The following is a 17,093-nucleotide window of genomic DNA, read 5'->3' on the forward strand; positions in this document are numbered from 1 at the left end:
GAAACGAGGATTACGGGGCCCTACTTGATGATGCCGGTCGTAATCAGGCCGCCCGTGAGCAGGATGTTGAAGATGGCGAGGGGAATTAGGATCGTCCAGCCCAAGCGCATCAGCTGGTCGTAGCGGAAGCGCGGCAACGTCCACCGCACCCACATGAAAAAGAAGATGCCCATGAAGATCTTCATGAACATGGCCACCACACCCATGAGCACAAATATGTTGTGCGCCCAATCGGCCGAAAGACCGGCTTTGTTGCTCAGAAAGTCAAGAAACTCGTACTGAAAAGGGTAGTTGAACCCGCCAAAATACAACACGCTCATCACGGCCGTAACCACCAAAATGTTGATGTACTCCGAAAACAAGTACAGCCCCAGCTTCATGGAACTGTACTCGGTGTGGTAGCCGCCCACCAATTCGGTTTCGCACTCGGGTAGGTCGAAAGGCGTGCGGTTTGTTTCAGCAAAGGCACAGACCAGAAAAATGATGAAGCCGATGGGCTGCTTAAATACGTTCCAGGCGAAGATATCGCCAAGGTGCCAGGCACCCGGGTTGGTTTGTTGCAGCGTGATTTCGCGCAGTGATAACGTGCCCGAAATCATCAACACAGCAATAAGAGCCAAGCCCATTGCTAACTCGTAGCTGATGTTTTGCGAAGCAGCGCGGATGGCGCCCAGCAAGGAAAATTTGTTGTTTGAAGCCCAGCCGCCAATCATGACGCCGTACACACCCAGCGACACAACGCCGAATATGTAGAGCATGCCCACGTTGATTTCGATGCCCTGCAAGTGCACCGACGTATCACCAAACTGCATTGCGTTGCCAAAGGGAATCACCGCCGACGACATCAGGGCCGTGGTCATGGCCAAGCAGGGCCCCAAAGTGAACAAAGCTTTGCTAGCCCCACCGGGGAAGAATTCTTCCTTCGTGAACATTTTAACGGCGTCGGCCAGGGGCTGGGCCAGGCCGTAGGGGCCCGCGCGGTCGGGGCCTACCCGGTCCTGCATGAAGGCGGCAATCACGCGCTCGGCGTAGGTGCAATACGTGGCAATCAGCAGCGAAAGGCCGAAGACAACCAGGATGACGAGGCCTTGCCAGCCCAGGGTTTCGAAAGTCATGTGTTTTAATTGTTTATTGGTTGAATGATTAAATTGTTGATTATAGCTGTGTTCAACAATTTAAATATCAAGCTATTTAGCCATTCAACCCGCCCAGTTTCAACGGTGGGTTTTGCTGAAGGTCGCGGATAGTGCTTTCGGGTAAGTCGGCAATAATTTGCGGGTTCACCACGGGTAGCTCGTAGTGGCCTTGCGAGATAACCGACGAGCGGTCCACGTGCGCGGGGCCCTCTAGTACCCAATCGGCCGTCTCCTTCTTGTCGAAGCGGCACTCGTTGCAAATCCACTCCTTCACTTCGCCGTACTCGTCCTTACGGGCCGTGACGCGCATCACGTCTTTGCCTTTGTACCAAAGCGTGACGTGGCCATTGCATTTCTCATGGCTGCATTCGCGGTGCGCGTTCATTGGTTTCGTGAACCACACGCGCTGCTTAAAGCGGAAGGTTTTATCGGTTAGGGCCCCCACGGGGCACACGTCGATGACGTTGCCGCTAAAATCGTTGTCAATGACTTTGTCGATATACGTGCCAATCTCCGACGCATCGCCCCGGCCCAGCACGCCGTGCACGCGGCCATCGGTGAGCTGGTCGGCGGTGTACACACAACGGTAGCACAGGATGCAGCGCGTCATGTGCAGCTGCACGTAGGGCCCTATGTCAATCTTTTCGAATGTGCGGCGCTCCTCTTCGTAGCGCGTGGTGCTCACGCCGTGCTCGAAAGCAAAGTTTTGTAAGTCGCACTCGCCGGCCTGGTCGCACACCGGGCAGTCAAGCGGGTGGTTGATAAGCAGCATCTCCACGATGCCCTTGCGCACGTCGAGCACTTGCTGGCTGGTTGTGTTTTCCACCACCATGCCGTCTTGCACCGGCGTAATGCACGAGGCCACCAGCTTGGGCATGGGGCGCGGGTCCTTGGCAGAGCCAGCGGCCACGCGCACCAGACAGGCACGGCACTTGCCGCCGCTGCCCTTCAGCGGGGTATAGTAGCACATGGCGGGCGGTACCACGCCGCCCCCAATTTTGCGGGCCGCGTTGAGGATGGTGGTGCCATCGGGTACTTCCACTTCAATGCCGTCGAACGTAATTTTAGCCATTGGATATCAAGTTGAAACAGTAGCTGCCGGGCGGCGTTGCGGCCAGCCCGGCGGTTTTACTTTAAGCGAGTACGCCCGCGCCCTGGTACACGGCCCCGGGTTGGGTAGCCTCACGCGGGTGCTTCACGTGCCACTCGAATTCGTCGCGGAAGTGGCGCACAGCAGCGGCCACAGGCCACGCCGCGGCCTCGCCCAGCGGGCAGATGGTGTTGCCCTCAATTTGCTTGGCCACGCTCACAACCAAGTCGATGTCGTGCATTGAGCCGTGGCCGTGCTCCAGGCGGTGGAGCACTTTCTCCAGCCAGCCGGTGCCTTCGCGGCAGGGCGAGCACTGGCCGCAGCTTTCGTGGTGGTAAAAGCGCGAGAAATTCCAAGTGTTCTTTACGATGCACGTGGTTTCGTCCATCGCAATGAAGCCGCCGGAACCCAGCATGGTACCCGTTACGAAGCCGCCATCGCTGAGCGACTCATAAGTCATCAGGCGATTTTCACCAGCCGCAGTTTTCAGAATTAGCTCTTTGGGCAGAATCGGCACCGAGGACCCGCCTGCCACCACGGCCTTCAACTCGCGCCCTTTCCAGATGCCGCCGCAGTATTCGTCGGAGTAGATAAACTCTTCTACCGGCACGCCTAGTTCTAGTTCGTAGATGCCGGGCTTATTGAGGTGCCCGCAGGCCGAAAACAGCTTAGTGCCCGTGCTTTTGCCCACGCCTAGCTTCGCGTACTCGTCGCCGCCTTCGTTGAGGATGGGTACTACCGAGGCAATACTTTCCACGTTGTTCACCACCGTAGGGCGGGCGTACAGGCCCTGCACAGCTGGAAATGGTGGCTTGTTGCGCGGGTTGCCGCGCTTGCCTTCCAACGATTCCAGCAGCGCGGTTTCTTCGCCGCAGATGTATGCCCCAGCTCCCGGATGCACGTGCAAATCAAGTGAATAGCCTGAGCCCAGGATATTTTCGCCCAAGAAGCCCGCAGCGTAAGCCTCAGCAATAGCCTTCTCCAGAATGCGTAGCACATACAGCAACTCGCCGCGAATGTATATGTAGCTCGTGCGGGCCCCCAGGGCGTAGCTGCCGGCAATCATGCCCTCGATGAGCAGGTGCGGCAGCTTCGACATCAGGTAGCGGTCCTTAAAGGTGCCGGGCTCCGATTCGTCGGCGTTGCAGACCAGGTAGCGCGGTACACCCTCCGGCTTGGCCAGAAAGCTCCACTTCAAACCTGTGGGAAAGCCGGCGCCGCCGCGTCCGCGCAGGCCCGATTTCTTCACCTCGTCCACCACCTCATCCGGAGTCATGGTTTTCAGGGCCTTTTCCACGGCGCGGTAGCCGCCGTGCTTACGGTACACCTCGAAGGTTTCGATGCCTTCGACGTTAACGTGTTCGGTTAAGAGCTTGCGTCCCATAGGTTTGAATGCGGATAGTGGGCGACGGTTCTGATAAGTTATTGCTGCTGCTGCGAGTGCACCTCACCCAGCATTTCCCACGGCAGAATGGGCCGGTGAATCTGGGCGCGCAAGTCGTTGAGCATGGCATCCACCGCTTCGGTAGTGTCGAGGCTTTCGTAGTACTGCTCACGCACTTGCACCACGGGAGCAAAGCCGCAGGCGGCCAAGCACTCCACTTCCTTCAAGGTGAAGTTGCCATCGGGTGAGGTTTCGCCCACCTTGGCGCCGGTGATGCGCTCGAGGTTTGCCGTTAGCTCATCGGAGCCGCGCAACATGCAGGGCCCTGTGCGACAGATTTCTAGCACGTGCTTGCCCACGGGCTTGAGGTTATACATAGTGTAGAAGGTAGCTACTTCGTACACCTCAATGGGGCGGATGCCCAAAGTTTCGGCCACCAAGTCCTGCACCTCGGGGCTCACCCAACCGCCAAACTCGGCCTGCGCAATGTGCAAAACCGGCAGCAGCACCGACTTGCTGCGGTCGGCAGGGTAGTGGGTGAGCAGGCGCTTAATTTCCGTCTGCCCAGCGGGCGAGAATTGTAGCTTGGATGGAGCAGTAGTGGGGGCCATATCAATCAAAATCAATCAGAAACTAAGCGTCCAGCTCGCCGGCAATCACGTTCATCGACGACAGAATTACGATGGCGTCGGAGAGCGTCGTGCCCACGGCCATCTCCGGGTAGGCCTGGTAGTAGATGAAGCACGGGCGGCGAAAGTGCAAGCGGTAGGGCGTGCGCCCGCCGTCCGATACCAGATAAAAGCCCAGCTCGCCGTTGCCGCCTTCCACTGAGTGGTACACTTCGCCCACGGGGGCGTCGATTTCGCCCATTACGATTTTGAAGTGGTAGATCAGGGCCTCCATGTTCTTGTACACTTCCTGCTTGGGGGGCAGGTAGTAGTGCGGCGCATCGGCGTGGTAGGGGCCCTCGGGCAGTCTGTCGAGAGCTTGATTGATGATGCGCAGGCTCTGCCAAATCTCCTCGTTGCGCACCATGAAACGGTCGTAAGTATCGCCGTTGGTGCCCACCGGCACATCGAACTCGAAGTCCTCGTACGACGAGTACGGGTTCATCACCCGTACGTCGTAATCGACGCCCGCGGCCCGTAGGTTGGGCCCCGTAAAGCCATAGCTCAGCGCTTTTTCGGCTGAGATGGGCCCTACGTTCACCACCCGATCCATAAAGATGCGGTTGCGGTTGAACATGGATTCGAACTCCTTCATCACGGTCGGGAAGGACTTCAGCCAAGCTCGCAACTTCTCAATAGCCACCGGCGTGAAGTCGCGCTCCATGCCGCCCACGCGGCCCATATTGGTAGTGAGGCGGGCCCCACACACCTCTTCGTAAATCTCGTAAATCTTCTCCCGCTCCTGAAACACGTACAGGAAGCCGGTGAAGGCCCCCGTGTCCACGCCGAGGATGGAATTGCAGATAAGGTGGTCCGAAATACGGGCCAACTCCATCATAATCACGCGCATGTACTGGGCCCGCTTGGGCACGGTGACACCCAGCATCTTCTCCACCGTCATGTGCCAGCCCAGGTTGTTGATGGGGCTGGAGCAGTAGTTCATCCGGTCGGTCAGGGTTGTAATCTGATAGAACGGGCGGCGCTCAGCGATTTTCTCGAACGCGCGGTGGATGTAGCCGATGGTGGGCACGCCCGACACAATCCGCTCGCCATCCATTTGCAGGATGTTCTGGAAAATACCGTGCGTGGCCGGGTGCGTGGGCCCCAAGTTGAGGGTCGTCAGCTCCTGGTTGAAGTCGTTGTGCATGGGCAGCAAGATCTTATCTTGTTGCTCACGCGCTTCTTCGATGATGTGGTGGGTGCCTTCCAGCGTGTCGTTTACTGCCATGACGTAGAAATCAGGGGCCTAACGGCCAAAAAACAGGTCGGTTTTGTCTTCTCGGGTCCCGTCTTCCAGCGGGTACTCCTTGCGCATGGGGAAGTAGTCCATGTCCTCCACGTTCAGAATGCGCATCAGGTTGGGGTGGCCGGTGAAGATGACGCCGTAAAAGTCGTAGGCTTCGCGCTCCATCCAGTTGGCCGCCAAGTGAATATCGCTCAGCGTGGGCACCACGGGGTCGGCCACCGGGAAGAAGATCTTGAGCCGCAGGCGGATGTTCTGCGTGAGGCTGTGCAAGTGGTAAATCATCCCCAACTCCTGGCCCACGTTATCAGGGTAGTTGATGCCGCACATGGTGGTGAGGAAGTGCAGAGCAATTTCCTCGTCCTGCTGCAAGCCGGCAATGATGCCGTGGATGCGCTCCCGCGTGGTGGTGGCCGTGAGTAAGCCGTAGGGCTCCGACACGTCCGTGAAAGCATCGGCACCAAACAGGGTGTGCAGGCGCGCCAGCAAGCGGGCGTTCTGCACCTTGGTGGGGTCTTCGGCGACGGCGGCTTCGGGCGTGGTGGTAGCGTCTTGGGGCGTCATTCGGTAAGCTATTAGCTGTTGGCTATTAGCTGTTAGCTGTTGTTCAACTGTAGTGCAGCTCGCTAAAAAAGCTAACAGCTAACAGCTAACAGCTAACAGCTTATTTAATGTTGTACGACGTCAGCAGGGCCTGGTATTCGGGCGAGTTGCGGCGGCGCAGGGATTCGTTTTTAGCCAGGTCCTGCACGCGCATCAGGCCATCAAGCACCTGCTCGGGACGGGGCGGGCAGCCGGGCACGTACACATCAACCGGGATGATGCGGTCGATGCCTTGCAGCACCGAGTACGAATCGAAAATACCGCCCGACGAGGCGCAGGCACCCATGGCCATCACCCAGCGGGGCTCGGCCATCTGCTCGTACACCTGCTTCACAATGGGAGCCATTTTCTTGGCAATGGTGCCCATCACCATCAGCAAATCGGCCTGGCGCGGCGAGAAGCTGGGGCGCTCCGAGCCGAAGCGGGAAATGTCGTAGTGCGAGCCCATGGTGGCCATGAACTCGATGCCGCAGCACGAGGTAGCAAAGGGTAGGGGCCACAGCGAGTTGGCGCGGGCAATGCCGACCACCTTCTCTAGCGAGGTAGCGAAAAAGCCAGCGCCTTCGATGCCCTCGGGGGCTTCAACTGTTTTTATCTCCGGAACGCGAGTGTCCATAATCGTCAAAATATCAAGTGGAAAGGCCAGAGGGCCCTCTTTTCCAACACCGCCCGGCGGGCAAAAGTTTGAGGGATTTAGGCTTCGTTCCAGCGCAGGATGCCCTTTTTGATGACGTAGCCAAAACCAGCCATCAGCAAGGTGATGAACACGAGCATCTCGATGAAGCCGCCCGTGCCCAGGGCCCGGAAGTTCACGGCCCAGGGGTACATGAAAATAACCTCCACATCAAAGAGCACAAACAGGATGGCCGTGAGGAAGTACTTCACCGAAATGGGGGTGCGGGCGTTGCCCACGCTCTCAATGCCGCACTCAAAAGCTTCGTCCTTCACCTTCGACTTGCGCCGGGGCCCTATCAGGTGCGAGGCGGTCATGGCGAAGGCCACGAATGCAATGGCTAGGCCAAATTGAATGATAACGGGCGAGTAGTCGGAGGGCTGGTAGCCAGCGGCGGGAAGCACTAGGAACATGACAGTCAGGGAGAAAGGGAAACGCGGCGTGGGCGCTATTGAGCAAAGGTAACGCCTACGGGTTTGGGGCGCAACGGCGCCGCACCACGGGGCCCTAGCTGGTATCTTTGGCATTAAATTCGTAACCTATGGGACAGGCAGAATCAGGGGCCCGGCGCTACACCGTGGCCGAGTACATGGCGATGGAGGCGGCCGCCGATGTGCGCCACGAATTCTTTGAGGGCGAAGTTTTTGCCATGTCGGGGGCAAGTACTACGCACAACATTTTAGTGCTCAATTGCGCCTTCGCATTACGAACCGGCCTGCGCGGCCAGCCGTGCCGAGTATTCACCGAAAGCGTGCAGTTGGCTGTGGAAAGCGGCCGCTATTATAATTACCCCGACGTGCTGGTGACCTGCGCGCCCGCTGATTTGGCGGCCCAGCGCACGGTGACGGAGCCCGTGCTGATAATTGAGGTACTGTCAAAATCTACGGCCAATCGGGATCGAAGCTGGAAATTCAACCAATACAAAAACATCGCTTCCCTTCGCCACTACCTGCTGGTATCGCAAACCACCTGCCTGGTAGAATGGTACCGCCGGGAAGCAAGCGGTGTGTGGTCGTTCACGCCACTGGCCGCGTTCAGCGATGAAATAGTGATTTCGGAGTTGGCTCTGACGCTACGCTTACAAGCTATATATGAGGATGCGGGCATTACGCAAATGAGCATTCATCCTGAGCCGGAAGTTCCCGAAGAATAGCCGAAAAGCAAGGGGCCCCGCACCAAAGATTGGTGCGGGGCCCCTGTTGGTTAGATGCCTTTGTCGCGGTTCAAATCCTCATGGGGAGCGGCCCCGAGGAAGGGGTAGCGGTAGTCGGTCACGGGCACGAAGGTTTCCTTGATGGTGCGGGGCGATACCCAGCGCAGCAAGTTGAGGATGGAGCCGGCCTTGTCGTTGGTGCCTGAGGCGCGAGCCCCACCGAAGGGCTGCTGGCCCACCACAGCCCCGGTGGGCTTGTCGTTGATGTAGAAGTTGCCGGCGGCGTTCACCAGGCGCTGGCTGGCTAGGTCGATGGCGTAGCGGTCCTGCGAGAAGATGGCGCCGGTGAGGGCGTAGGGCGAGGTGCCGTCCACGAGGTCGAGGGCAGCCTCAAACTGCTCAGCGTCGTACACGTGTACCGTCACGACGGGCCCGAACAGCTCGTCGCACATCGTCACGTACTTCGGATCTTTGGCCACGATGAGGGTGGGGGCCACGAAGTAGCCTTTCGACTTGTCGTAGGTGCCGCCGGCGAACACCTCGGCGTCCGGGTCGGCGTGGGCCCCGTCGATGTAGCGGGCGAGCTTATCAAACGACGCCTCGGTGATGACGGCGTTCACGAAGTTGCCAAAGTCCTCCACGTCGCCCATTTTGATGGTGGCGAGGTCTTCCTTCACATAGCCCAGGATTTCATCGGCCAGGTTCGAGGGCAGGTATACCCGCGAGGCGGCCGAGCACTTCTGGCCCTGGTACTCGAAGGCGCCGCGGGTGATGGCCACGGCCACCGCTTTGGCGTGGGCCGAGGGGTGGGCGAGGATGAAATCCTTGCCGCCGGTTTCGCCCACAATGCGTGGGTACGACTTGTATCGGGCAATATTCTGCCCAATTTCCTGCCAGATGGTTTGAAACACCTTGGTCGAGCCCGTGAAGTGGATGCCGGCGAAGTCGCGGTGCTTGAAAATCACGTCGCCGGCCACGGGGCCGTCCACGTAAATCAGGTTGATGACGCCATCGGGCACGCCAGCCTCTTTGAACAGCTCCATCAGCACCTGGGCCGAATAAATCTGCGGGTAGGCCGGCTTCCACACCACCACGTTGCCCATCATGGCCGCCGAAGCGGGCAGGTTGGCGGCAATAGACGTGAAGTTGAACGGCGTGAGGGCGAACACGAATCCCTCTAACGGGCGGTGTTCCAGGCGGTTCCACATGCCGGGCGAGCTGTTGGGCTGCTGCCCGTACAGCTCCTGCATGAAGGCCACGTTGAAGCGGAAGAAGTCAATCAGCTCACAAGCCGCGTCGATTTCGGCCTGGAAAGCGTTTTTGCTCTGGCCCAGCATGGTGGCGGCGTTCAGGCGGGCGCGGTAGGGCCCCGCCAGCAAGTCGGCAGCTTTGAGGAAAATGGCGGCGCGCTGTTCCCAGGCTAGGGCGGCCCAGGCCGGGCGGGCGGCCAGCGCCGCGTCGATGGCCTGCGTTACGTGGCCGGCGTCTCCCTCGTGGAAGTGGGCCAGCACGTGCTGGTAGTCGTGGGGCGGGCTCAGGGGCAGGCGGCGGCCAGTGCGCACTTCCTGCCCGCCGATGTGCATCGGCAGGTCGCGCTCCTGTTGCTTCAACTCTTTCAGCATCTTGATCAACTCCAGCCGCTCGGGCGAGTTGGGCGCATAGCCCTTCACGGGCTCGTTGAGGGGCATCGGAACGTTAAAAAAGCCGTTAGCCATGGTCGGGGGGCGGTTTGAAAGCTTGTGGATGGGGAACCGCAAAGGTACGCGGGGCCCCGCCGGCCGGCCAGGGCCCCCACCGGGCGCCTACAAAAAAGCCCGCAACTCGTCCAGGCTACTAATTTCGTAGGTCACCTGCGCGAAGTGGCGGCGCTTGGCGGGGTTGAAGTACACCTGGTCAATGCCGGCGTTGTGGGCCCCCAGCACGTCGCACTCCAGGTTGTCGCCCACCATCAGGCTCTCGGGGGCCCTGGCGCCGGCCGCTTGCAGGGCATGGGCAAACATGCGCGGGTCGGGCTTGAGGTGGCCGCTGTGCTCGGAGGTAATCACCTGGTCGAAGTACTGCGCCAGGTTCGACGAGGCCAGCTTGCGGTGCTGCACGTCCTCGAAGCCATTGGTAATGAGGTGCAAGGTGTACTTGCCGCGCAGGTAATCCAGCGTTTCGTGGGTATGTGGAAACACGGCCGACTTCTCGGGCAGGATGTCGGTGAATTCGGCCGAGAGGGTGGGGGGCACGTCGGCCGCGGCCACGCCCAGCTTGGCCAGCGTGCGCACAAAGCGTGCCTCGCGCAACTGCTGCTGCGTCACCTTGTTGGCCTGGTACATGCGCCACAGGGCCTGGTTCACGTCGCTGTACACGCGCTTGAAAGCGGGCAAGTCGAAGGTACCGTGGCGGGCCAGCGCGTGCCGCTCGTACAGCGTGGTCAACGTCTCGTCGGCGTTGGTTTCAAAGTCCCACAGCGTGTGGTCGAGGTCAAAAAATAGGTGCCGGTAAGCCATATCTAAAGAGCTTATTGGCTGAGGAGCAACGACGAAACGATGCGGCCACCACCCAAATGCTCGCGCACGATGGTGGCGCAGTCGCGGGGCTGCACGTCGCCGTAGGTTACGCCGTCGGGGTACACGACGAGGGCGGCACCATTCCCTTTTTTGCAGTGCTTGCAGCGGTCGAGGCAATCGCACTCCTGCACGGCGTTGCGCCGCTTTTCGCCGTCGGCAGTCCGCACGGTTTTCAGGTCCTGGTCCTTAATGGCGTGCTTCAGCGCTTTGGCCACGTCGTGGCCCACGCTACTTTTCTGGTTGGTGCAAACAAATATCTGGTGTGCGTAAATCATCAACTAGCTGAATTTGAGGAAATGCTACGGGGCCGGCGGCGGTGGGCCCCACCGGTCCAGTGCCGGTTCTGGAGCTTGTAAGCAGCTAACTCCCGATTCGACCACAGGGTTTGGTAATTGCGCTGGTCGCGCAGCAGCAGCGGGTCGCGGGCCATGAACTCGAGGAGCTGCAACACCAGGGCCGCGGCCTCGTCCTTCAGGGAATAGAACATCCAGTTGTCGAGGCGGCGCACGCTCACCAGGCCGGCGTTTTTTAAATACGCCAGTTGGCGCGAAGTTTTGGTCTGGGTGAAATCGAGCACTTGCTCGAGGTCGGCTACTACCATTTCGCGGTTGCGCCAGAGCAGGTGCAGGATGCGCACACGGCTTTCGTCACCGAAGGCTTTAAATATTTGCTGACCGAACGCAACCGTGAAATGTTTCAAGTGCATCTGGTGTCTGGAATCCGGTGCTTACCGTAAGTTTCCTGTTAGCCGAAGGGAAAGCCAGCCCGGCCTTACTGGTTGTATATTTGCTTACTAGCCCGCCCACCCATGTCCTACACCAGCCGCCCCCGGGGTCTCTCGTTTACTCTCGCCGCCGTGCTGGCGGTGTTTCTGCTGCTGCTGGCCGCGCCCGGGGCCCAGGCCCAAGGCAAACGCAAGGTAATCCAGTTTACTGGTATTGTGGCGAGCGGCGACAGCCTGCTGGGTGTGCCCGGGGCCACGGTGTACGTGCCGAAGGCCGGCCGCGGCACCGCCACTAATATCTACGGCTACTTTTCGATGGCCGTACTGGCCGGCGACAGCATCGTAATTCGTTCGCTGGGTTATGCTAATGAGGTAGTTAAAATCCCTGCCGACTACCAGCGCACGAGCTATTCGGTGGTTGTGTCGCTGCGCGAGGATGCCACGGTGCTGCCCGAGGTACGGGTGTTCCCCTACGCTACCGAGCGCGAATTCAAGGCCGCCTTCCTGGCCATGGCCATCCCAAGCGAGAGCCGCACGCCGGGGGCCGACGCCCTCAACGAGCAGACCATGCGCCGCATTTTCAACACGCTGCCCATGAGTTCGACGGCGGCCTATCGCCAGACCATGGGATTGCAGCAGCAGAACTACCAGGCCCGCATGGGGTTGGGCCAGTCGCTACAGGCCAACAACCCGCTCACCAACCCATTCAGCTGGCTCAAGTTCGTTCAGCAGGTGAAGAGCGGCGAATTCAAGAAGAAAGAGGGCGTCGACTATTAACGCCGTTTGGGGCCCCGGGCGGCTGATTGCTAAGCCGTTCGGTAACTCCCGGACCGCTTCTGGTGTTATAGGAAGGATTTGCTAACCACTTATTCTTACTCTGTAGCCATGGATACAAATATTCCATTTTCTGACAAGCCGCGGGTCGTTATTGTGGGCTGCGGCTTTGGGGGCCTCCAGTTAGCCAAGGATTTGGCCGACGCGCCGGTACAGGTAGTGGTGGTCGACCGCAACAACTACCACAATTTCCAGCCCCTGCTGTACCAGGTGGCCACGGGGGCCCTGGAGGCCGACAGCATTGCCTACCCGGTGCGCAAAATCTTCGCGGGCCAGCGCAATTTCTTCTTTCGCCTGGCCGATGTGACGGGCATAGAATCGTCTGCCAACACGCTGCACACCAGCGTGGGCGAGATTCGCTACGACTACCTGGTGCTGGCCACTGGCTCGCTCACCAACTTCTTCGGCATTGAGAGCATTGAGCGCAACGCCATGCAAATCAAGAGCATCCCGAATGCCCTGAACCTGCGCAGCTTCATCTTCCAGAACTTCGAGAGAGCCCTGCTCACCGCCGATCCGGTCGAGCGCCAGGCGCTGATGAACATTGTGGTGGTGGGCGGGGGCCCCACGGGCGTCGAAATCAGCGGCTCGCTGGCCGAGATGCGCAAGCACGTGCTGCCCAAGGACTACCCCGAACTGGACCTGGCCCAGATGCAGATTTTTCTGGTCGAGGCCGGGCCGGCACTGCTGGGGCCCATGTCGCCTGCCTCGCAGGCCGACGCCAGCCGCTACTTAAATGAGCTGGGCGTAAAAGTGCGGCTCAGCACCTCGGTGAATCGGTTTGAGGACAACAAGGCGTATTACTCTGATACCGAGTTTATCCCTACCGAGAACCTGATTTGGGCCGCCGGCGTGAATGGCGCCGCCCTGCCTGGCCTGCCCGACGCCGTGGTGACCCGCAACAAGCGCGTGACCGTGAACCAGTGGAACCAGGTGGAAGGCCTGGCCAACGTATTTGCCATCGGCGACGTGGCTAACCTCGTGACCGACGAGATGCCCAAGGGCTTGCCCATGCTGGCCCCCGTGGCCCAGCAGCAAGCCTCGCTGCTGGCTAAAAACCTGGTGCGCCTCACCAAGGGCGAAGCGCCCCAGCCCTTCGAGTACCTCAACAAGGGCGTGATGGCCATTGTGGCCCGCAACAAAGCCGTGGTGGACCTGCCTAAGGGCGTGCATTTCAACGGCTTTTTTGGCTGGATGACGTGGCTGTTTGTGCACCTGATGACGCTGGTGGGCTTCCGCAATAAGGTGGTGGCCTTGGTGGACTGGGCCTTCAGCTACTTCAGCTCCGACCAGGCCCTGCGCCTCATCATCCGCCCCTTCAAGCGCCGCGACCTGCGCGACGACCAAGGCAAGCGCACCGCCGAGCACCTCACTGCCACGGCCGAGTACAACCCAGGGCCCCCAGCCATTCAGGAGGCGTAAGTAGGGCTTTCGTAAACGCAAAAAGGCCGTCATGCTACTATAGCGTGACGGCCTTTTTATGTCTCCTTGCTAACTTTTTAGGCCCCCGCCACCACTACTTGCAGGGCGTCGGGCGATAGGTATTCCTGGGCCAGGCGCTGGAGGGTGGGGGCGTCGGTGGCCTCAATTTGCTGCACGAACTGGGTGTAGTAGTCGGCGGGCAGGTGCATCAGCACAATGTTGCGGTACTTATCGGCCTGCTCGAACACCGTGGACAGGTCGTTGGCAAACTTGCCGAGGGTGTAATTTTTCACCGTTTCCAGCTCGTCGGCCGGAATGAGCTCTTCCTGCAAACGGCGCAGTTCGTGCTGGATTTCGGCCACCGCCAGCGGGGCGCTGTCGCCCTTCACATCGGTGCCGATGAGCAGGGCCGTGGCCTGCTCGCGGTTGGTAACGGCGGCCGAAATGCCGTAGGTCAAGCCCTTGTCCTCGCGGATGTTGCGCATCAGGCGCGAGCCGAAGTAGCCGCCCAATACCTTAATCAGCAGGTTCAACTGGTGGGTTTTGGGATGGTGCGGGGTGGGCCAAGGCCGCCCGAGGCGCAACGAAGCCTGCAAGCTGCCGGCCACCGTCACGTGGTCGTGCCCGGGCTGGAACGGCGCCAGGGCTCCGGCGGCCGGCGGCGTGGGGGCCCCGGTGGGGCCCTGGCCCAAGGTGTCGGCCACCAGCTGCTGGTGCTCGGCCACGTCGCCGCACAGGAATATTTCGGCCCCACCCAGCGGGTAAGCCGCCCGGTGGAAGGCCTGCACATCGGCGCAGGTGAGGGCCAGGAAAGCATCTTCGTCGAACAGCTGGCCGTAGGGGTGGGCCGCGCCGAACAGGTGCTCGTTGAAGCGCTCGGAGGCGCGGTAGCCGGCCTTGCGGCGCTCCACCTGCACATTCTGCACGGTGCGGGTTTTCAACAGGCCCAGTTCGTATTCTGGGAACGTGGGCTGAGTGAGGACCTCGTGCACCAGCGGCAGCAGCGTGGGCAGGTGCCGCGTGAGGCAATACAGCGTGAGCATGGCGCGGTCGGGGCCTGATTCGCACTCAATGGAGGCGCCGTAGAAGGCTACCTCGTCGGCAATCTGGCGGGCAGTGCGGGTGGTGGTGCCTTCGAGCAGCATCCGGGCCGTGAGCAGGGCCAGGCTGGGTTTGGGCTCGGCAATTTTGCCAGCGGGCAGCACCACTTGCAGGCGCACCACGGGCTGGGCATCGTTGGCCAGCACGTGGAGGCGGGCGGCGTTGGTTAAGGGCATCACCTCCGCCGCGGCCAGGGCCACGCGGGCCAGGGGCTGCAAAGGAGGAGCAACGGTACGGTCGAGCATATCGGGGAAGAATGGATTAAGTGGGTATTCGTTGTTTAGTTTTCGGTTGTTGATTATTGGGGACCCCGAGGTGTACCGCCAAGCTGCGCTTGGCCTTGCCCCAGGGGCCCTAGAAGCAGCATAGGCAAGGCCAAGCACAGCTTGGCGGTACACCTCGGGGTCCCCAATAATCAACAACTGAAAACTAAAAAAGGGAAGCGCCAAAAAACCGCGGCTGGACCGGTGGGCTTTTTGGCGCTTCCCTTTCTACGTATTTCCACGCGGAACCGCGAAAAAAAACGGGGCTAGTTGTTGGGCAAGTTGCCGCTGGTGCCGCCCGAATCGCCATCGAAGGCTTCGGCCAGCTTGTTGAAGTTGAAGTGCAGCGATACGCGAATGGTCTGGGCCAGGGGGTTAGCCTGCGAGTTGGGCACAAGGTAGGCCCCGTCGATGCCGAACACCTGGTAGCGCACGCCCAGGCCGAAGCTGGCGTACTGCCGGGCCCCCTTGTCGGGGTTCTCGTAGAAGTAGCCAGCGCGGGCGTACAGCAGGTCGTTGTAGCTGTACTCCAGGCCCCCCGACAGGTTGATTTCCTGCAATTCTTCCTTAAATCCACCCGGCGCATCAGTGAACGAGCTCAACACTGCGCTGATAGGACCCTTCTGTCCCCGAGCTCTATTCTCAGCCGCAACGCGGTTTCTGATGGTGGGGTCGTTGGTGGGGTTATCCTCGTAGTAAGGGGAGGGCACCAGCAACTTGCTCACGTCGAAGGCCAGCGTGATTTTGTTGTATTGGTCAATTTGGCGGGTGATGGCGGTGCCCAGCTTCAGGGTGGTGGGCAGGAAGCTGGCGTTTATCGGATCGGTATAAGTCATCTTATTACCGACGTTGCTGACGGTTGCCCCAAACGCGATGTTGTAGAGGCCCGTCCCGATGCTCGTGTCCTTGTTGTAGTAGGCCCCCACGTCCACGGCGACGGCGTTGCCGGGCCGGGCGTCGGGGATGCTGCCCCCGGTGAGGTTGGAGCGGATGTAGCGGGCCGATACGCCCAGGCCGAAGTTCTCGCTCAGCTTCTGGCCGTAGGACACGGTGAGGGCGTACTCCTTGGGGTTGAAGGTGGCGCCCTCAATGTTGTTGGCGTCGCGGTACTGAATCTGGCCCAGGTCGAAGTACAGCAGCGAGGCTGAAAGGGCCGAGCGCTCGCCCACCTTGGCATAGCCCGAGAGGTACGAGAGGCCCATGTCGTCGGTGATGCTGCGCAGCCACGGCGTGTACGACGGCGACACCGAGTATTTGTACGGCACGAAGCCCAGCTTGCCCGGGTTGTAGAATGCCGCGTTGGCGTCGGGTGAGAGGGCCACCCCGGCCTCGCCCAGCGCCGCCGAGCGCGAGTCGGGGCTGAGGGTGAGGATGGGCACGGCCGTGGTAATGGTTTTGGAGAAGTTCTGGGCGTGGGCCGCGGTGGCACCGCCCAGCAGGGCCGCGAGCAGCGCCAGGCGCTGGGAAGTAACGGGAGTAGGGAGTTGCATAAAGCGAATAAGGATGAGCCACTAAGTCGGCTACAAAGAAAACGTTTTAAATTGGATTAATTGAGGATAACCAATTTTTCAAACTTGGAAGCCGTGGCTTGGTCACGCTGGGCCCGCACGCTCACCCGGTACACGTACACGCCGCGCGCCAGCTGGTCGTTGAATTCGTCGCGCCCGTCCCAGCTGATGCTTTTCTGGTGCGGCTCGCTGTTGACGATGTTGGCCGTGAGGGTGCGCACGAGCTTGCCCGACACGGTAAAGATCTGCACCTGCACATCGAGGTCGTCGCCCTCGCGGTTCTGGTCAAAGTGAAACGTAGTAGCACTGGCAAACGGATTGGGGTAGTTGAGCACATGCGACAAAGCCAGCTGCTCGGTGCGGGCCACGATGAACTCAATCTCGCGCTCCGTGGAGTTGTTGTAAGTGTCCCAGGCCTTTATCTTCAAGGTGTGGGGCCCCACCGCCAAATCTTTATATAAATACTTCACCTGCCCCGAGCGGAAGTCGTCGACCTTGCCCACGTAGGCATCGTTGAGCAGCGTGAGGTTCGCGGGGTCGCCGTCAAGCACCGCCGTAATCTCGTGCCCGATGCCCGCGCCGGTGGTGTTGATGCCCGAATTGTCGCTCAGGTTGGCCAGCAGAGTGGTGTTCTGCCCCGTGAGGCCCCCGAAGGCGAACGTTTCGCTGTCCATGAACAAAGCCACGGCGGGCGGCACCGTGTCGCGGGCGGTGCCGGTGGCCGCGCCCGCCTACC

18 protein-coding genes are annotated in these 17,093 nt (G+C 60.3%); 3 read left to right on the plus strand and 15 right to left on the minus strand.

The window, feature by feature from the left end; genetic code table 11:
- Nucleotides 1–20 precede the first annotated feature (20 nt).
- The 8 genes from nuoH to BEN49_RS15175 all read right to left on the minus strand — a co-directional run bounded on the left by nuoH (nt 21) and on the right by BEN49_RS15175 (nt 7,210).
- Nucleotides 21–1,115: an NADH-quinone oxidoreductase subunit NuoH gene (nuoH, locus tag BEN49_RS15140; protein ID WP_070744768.1), complete on the minus strand. Its 1,095-nt coding sequence runs from the start codon at nt 1,113–1,115 to the stop codon at nt 21–23.
- A gap of 76 nt (nt 1,116–1,191) precedes the next feature.
- Nucleotides 1,192–2,208 carry an NADH-quinone oxidoreductase subunit G gene (locus BEN49_RS15145; RefSeq protein WP_070744770.1) on the minus strand — a complete coding sequence of 339 codons (1,017 nt, stop codon included), beginning with the start codon at nt 2,206–2,208 and terminating at the stop codon, nt 1,192–1,194.
- Nucleotides 2,209–2,269: 61 nt separating this feature from the next.
- Nucleotides 2,270–3,610, minus strand: a complete 1,341-nt coding sequence (nuoF, locus tag BEN49_RS15150; protein ID WP_070744772.1) for an NADH-quinone oxidoreductase subunit NuoF — start codon at nt 3,608–3,610, stop codon at nt 2,270–2,272.
- Nucleotides 3,611–3,648: 38 nt separating this feature from the next.
- Complete coding sequence (locus BEN49_RS15155; protein ID WP_070744795.1) at nt 3,649–4,221, minus strand: NADH-quinone oxidoreductase subunit NuoE family protein; 573 nt, start codon at nt 4,219–4,221, stop codon at nt 3,649–3,651.
- Nucleotides 4,222–4,243: 22 nt separating this feature from the next.
- Nucleotides 4,244–5,425, minus strand: coding sequence for an NADH-quinone oxidoreductase subunit D (locus tag BEN49_RS15160; RefSeq protein ID WP_070744797.1), 1,182 nt, complete (start codon nt 5,423–5,425; stop codon nt 4,244–4,246).
- A 99-nt stretch (nt 5,426–5,524) separates the two neighbouring features.
- Nucleotides 5,525–6,085: an NADH-quinone oxidoreductase subunit C gene (locus BEN49_RS15165; RefSeq protein WP_083326137.1), complete on the minus strand. Its 561-nt coding sequence runs from the start codon at nt 6,083–6,085 to the stop codon at nt 5,525–5,527.
- A gap of 100 nt (nt 6,086–6,185) precedes the next feature.
- The gene (locus BEN49_RS15170; protein ID WP_070744774.1) at nt 6,186–6,740 is read right to left on the minus strand and encodes an NADH-quinone oxidoreductase subunit B; all 555 of its coding nucleotides are present in this window, start codon (nt 6,738–6,740) and stop codon (nt 6,186–6,188) included.
- Between the two features lie 77 nt (nt 6,741–6,817).
- On the minus strand, nt 6,818–7,210 hold the full coding sequence (locus BEN49_RS15175; protein WP_070744776.1) for an NADH-quinone oxidoreductase subunit A: 393 nt from the start codon (nt 7,208–7,210) through the stop codon (nt 6,818–6,820).
- 164 nt (nt 7,211–7,374) lie between these two features.
- On the opposite strand from BEN49_RS15175, the gene BEN49_RS15180 reads away from it, so the two are divergent.
- Entirely contained in the window at nt 7,375–7,950 is a 576-nt protein-coding gene (locus BEN49_RS15180; RefSeq protein WP_239691953.1) for a Uma2 family endonuclease, read from the plus strand.
- Nucleotides 7,951–8,000: 50 nt separating this feature from the next.
- Here the strand turns inward: BEN49_RS15180 and pruA are convergent, their stop codons facing one another.
- The 4 genes from pruA to BEN49_RS15200 form a co-directional block, all read right to left on the minus strand.
- Nucleotides 8,001–9,665 carry an L-glutamate gamma-semialdehyde dehydrogenase gene (pruA, locus tag BEN49_RS15185; protein WP_070744779.1) on the minus strand — a complete coding sequence of 555 codons (1,665 nt, stop codon included), beginning with the start codon at nt 9,663–9,665 and terminating at the stop codon, nt 8,001–8,003.
- A gap of 87 nt (nt 9,666–9,752) precedes the next feature.
- Nucleotides 9,753–10,445 (minus strand): YjjG family noncanonical pyrimidine nucleotidase, encoded by a 693-nt coding sequence (locus BEN49_RS15190; RefSeq protein WP_070744780.1) that lies wholly within the window; start codon nt 10,443–10,445, stop codon nt 9,753–9,755.
- An 11-nt stretch (nt 10,446–10,456) separates the two neighbouring features.
- Nucleotides 10,457–10,780 carry a (2Fe-2S) ferredoxin domain-containing protein gene (locus BEN49_RS15195; RefSeq protein ID WP_070744782.1) on the minus strand — a complete coding sequence of 108 codons (324 nt, stop codon included), beginning with the start codon at nt 10,778–10,780 and terminating at the stop codon, nt 10,457–10,459.
- Nucleotides 10,780–11,211 carry an ArsR/SmtB family transcription factor gene (locus BEN49_RS15200; RefSeq protein WP_070744784.1) on the minus strand — a complete coding sequence of 144 codons (432 nt, stop codon included), beginning with the start codon at nt 11,209–11,211 and terminating at the stop codon, nt 10,780–10,782. Before BEN49_RS15200 ends, BEN49_RS15195 begins: the two co-directional genes overlap by 1 nt.
- 102 nt (nt 11,212–11,313) lie before the next feature.
- Here BEN49_RS15200 and BEN49_RS15205 point away from each other — a divergent pair, with 102 nt between their 5' ends.
- Together BEN49_RS15205 and BEN49_RS15210 are read left to right on the plus strand one after the other, a co-directional pair.
- Nucleotides 11,314–12,006: a carboxypeptidase-like regulatory domain-containing protein gene (locus tag BEN49_RS15205; protein ID WP_070744786.1), complete on the plus strand. Its 693-nt coding sequence runs from the start codon at nt 11,314–11,316 to the stop codon at nt 12,004–12,006.
- Nucleotides 12,007–12,114: 108 nt separating this feature from the next.
- Nucleotides 12,115–13,485 carry an NAD(P)/FAD-dependent oxidoreductase gene (locus BEN49_RS15210; RefSeq protein WP_070744791.1) on the plus strand — a complete coding sequence of 457 codons (1,371 nt, stop codon included), beginning with the start codon at nt 12,115–12,117 and terminating at the stop codon, nt 13,483–13,485.
- 77 nt (nt 13,486–13,562) lie between these two features.
- On the opposite strand, the gene BEN49_RS15215 is transcribed toward BEN49_RS15210, so the two are convergent.
- From BEN49_RS15215 to BEN49_RS15225, 3 genes are all read right to left on the minus strand, one after another.
- Nucleotides 13,563–14,831 (minus strand): M16 family metallopeptidase, encoded by a 1,269-nt coding sequence (locus tag BEN49_RS15215; protein WP_070744792.1) that lies wholly within the window; start codon nt 14,829–14,831, stop codon nt 13,563–13,565.
- Between the two features lie 284 nt (nt 14,832–15,115).
- Nucleotides 15,116–16,339, minus strand: coding sequence for a type IX secretion system outer membrane channel protein PorV (gene porV / locus BEN49_RS15220; RefSeq protein ID WP_070744793.1), 1,224 nt, complete (start codon nt 16,337–16,339; stop codon nt 15,116–15,118).
- Nucleotides 16,340–16,395: 56 nt separating this feature from the next.
- The gene (locus BEN49_RS15225; RefSeq protein ID WP_125916918.1) at nt 16,396–17,031 is read right to left on the minus strand and encodes a T9SS type A sorting domain-containing protein; all 636 of its coding nucleotides are present in this window, start codon (nt 17,029–17,031) and stop codon (nt 16,396–16,398) included.
- Nucleotides 17,032–17,093 lie beyond the last annotated feature (62 nt).

The sequence above is a fragment of the Hymenobacter coccineus genome (assembly GCF_001816125.1).
In the GTDB taxonomy this organism is placed as follows: domain Bacteria; phylum Bacteroidota; class Bacteroidia; order Cytophagales; family Hymenobacteraceae; genus Hymenobacter; species Hymenobacter coccineus.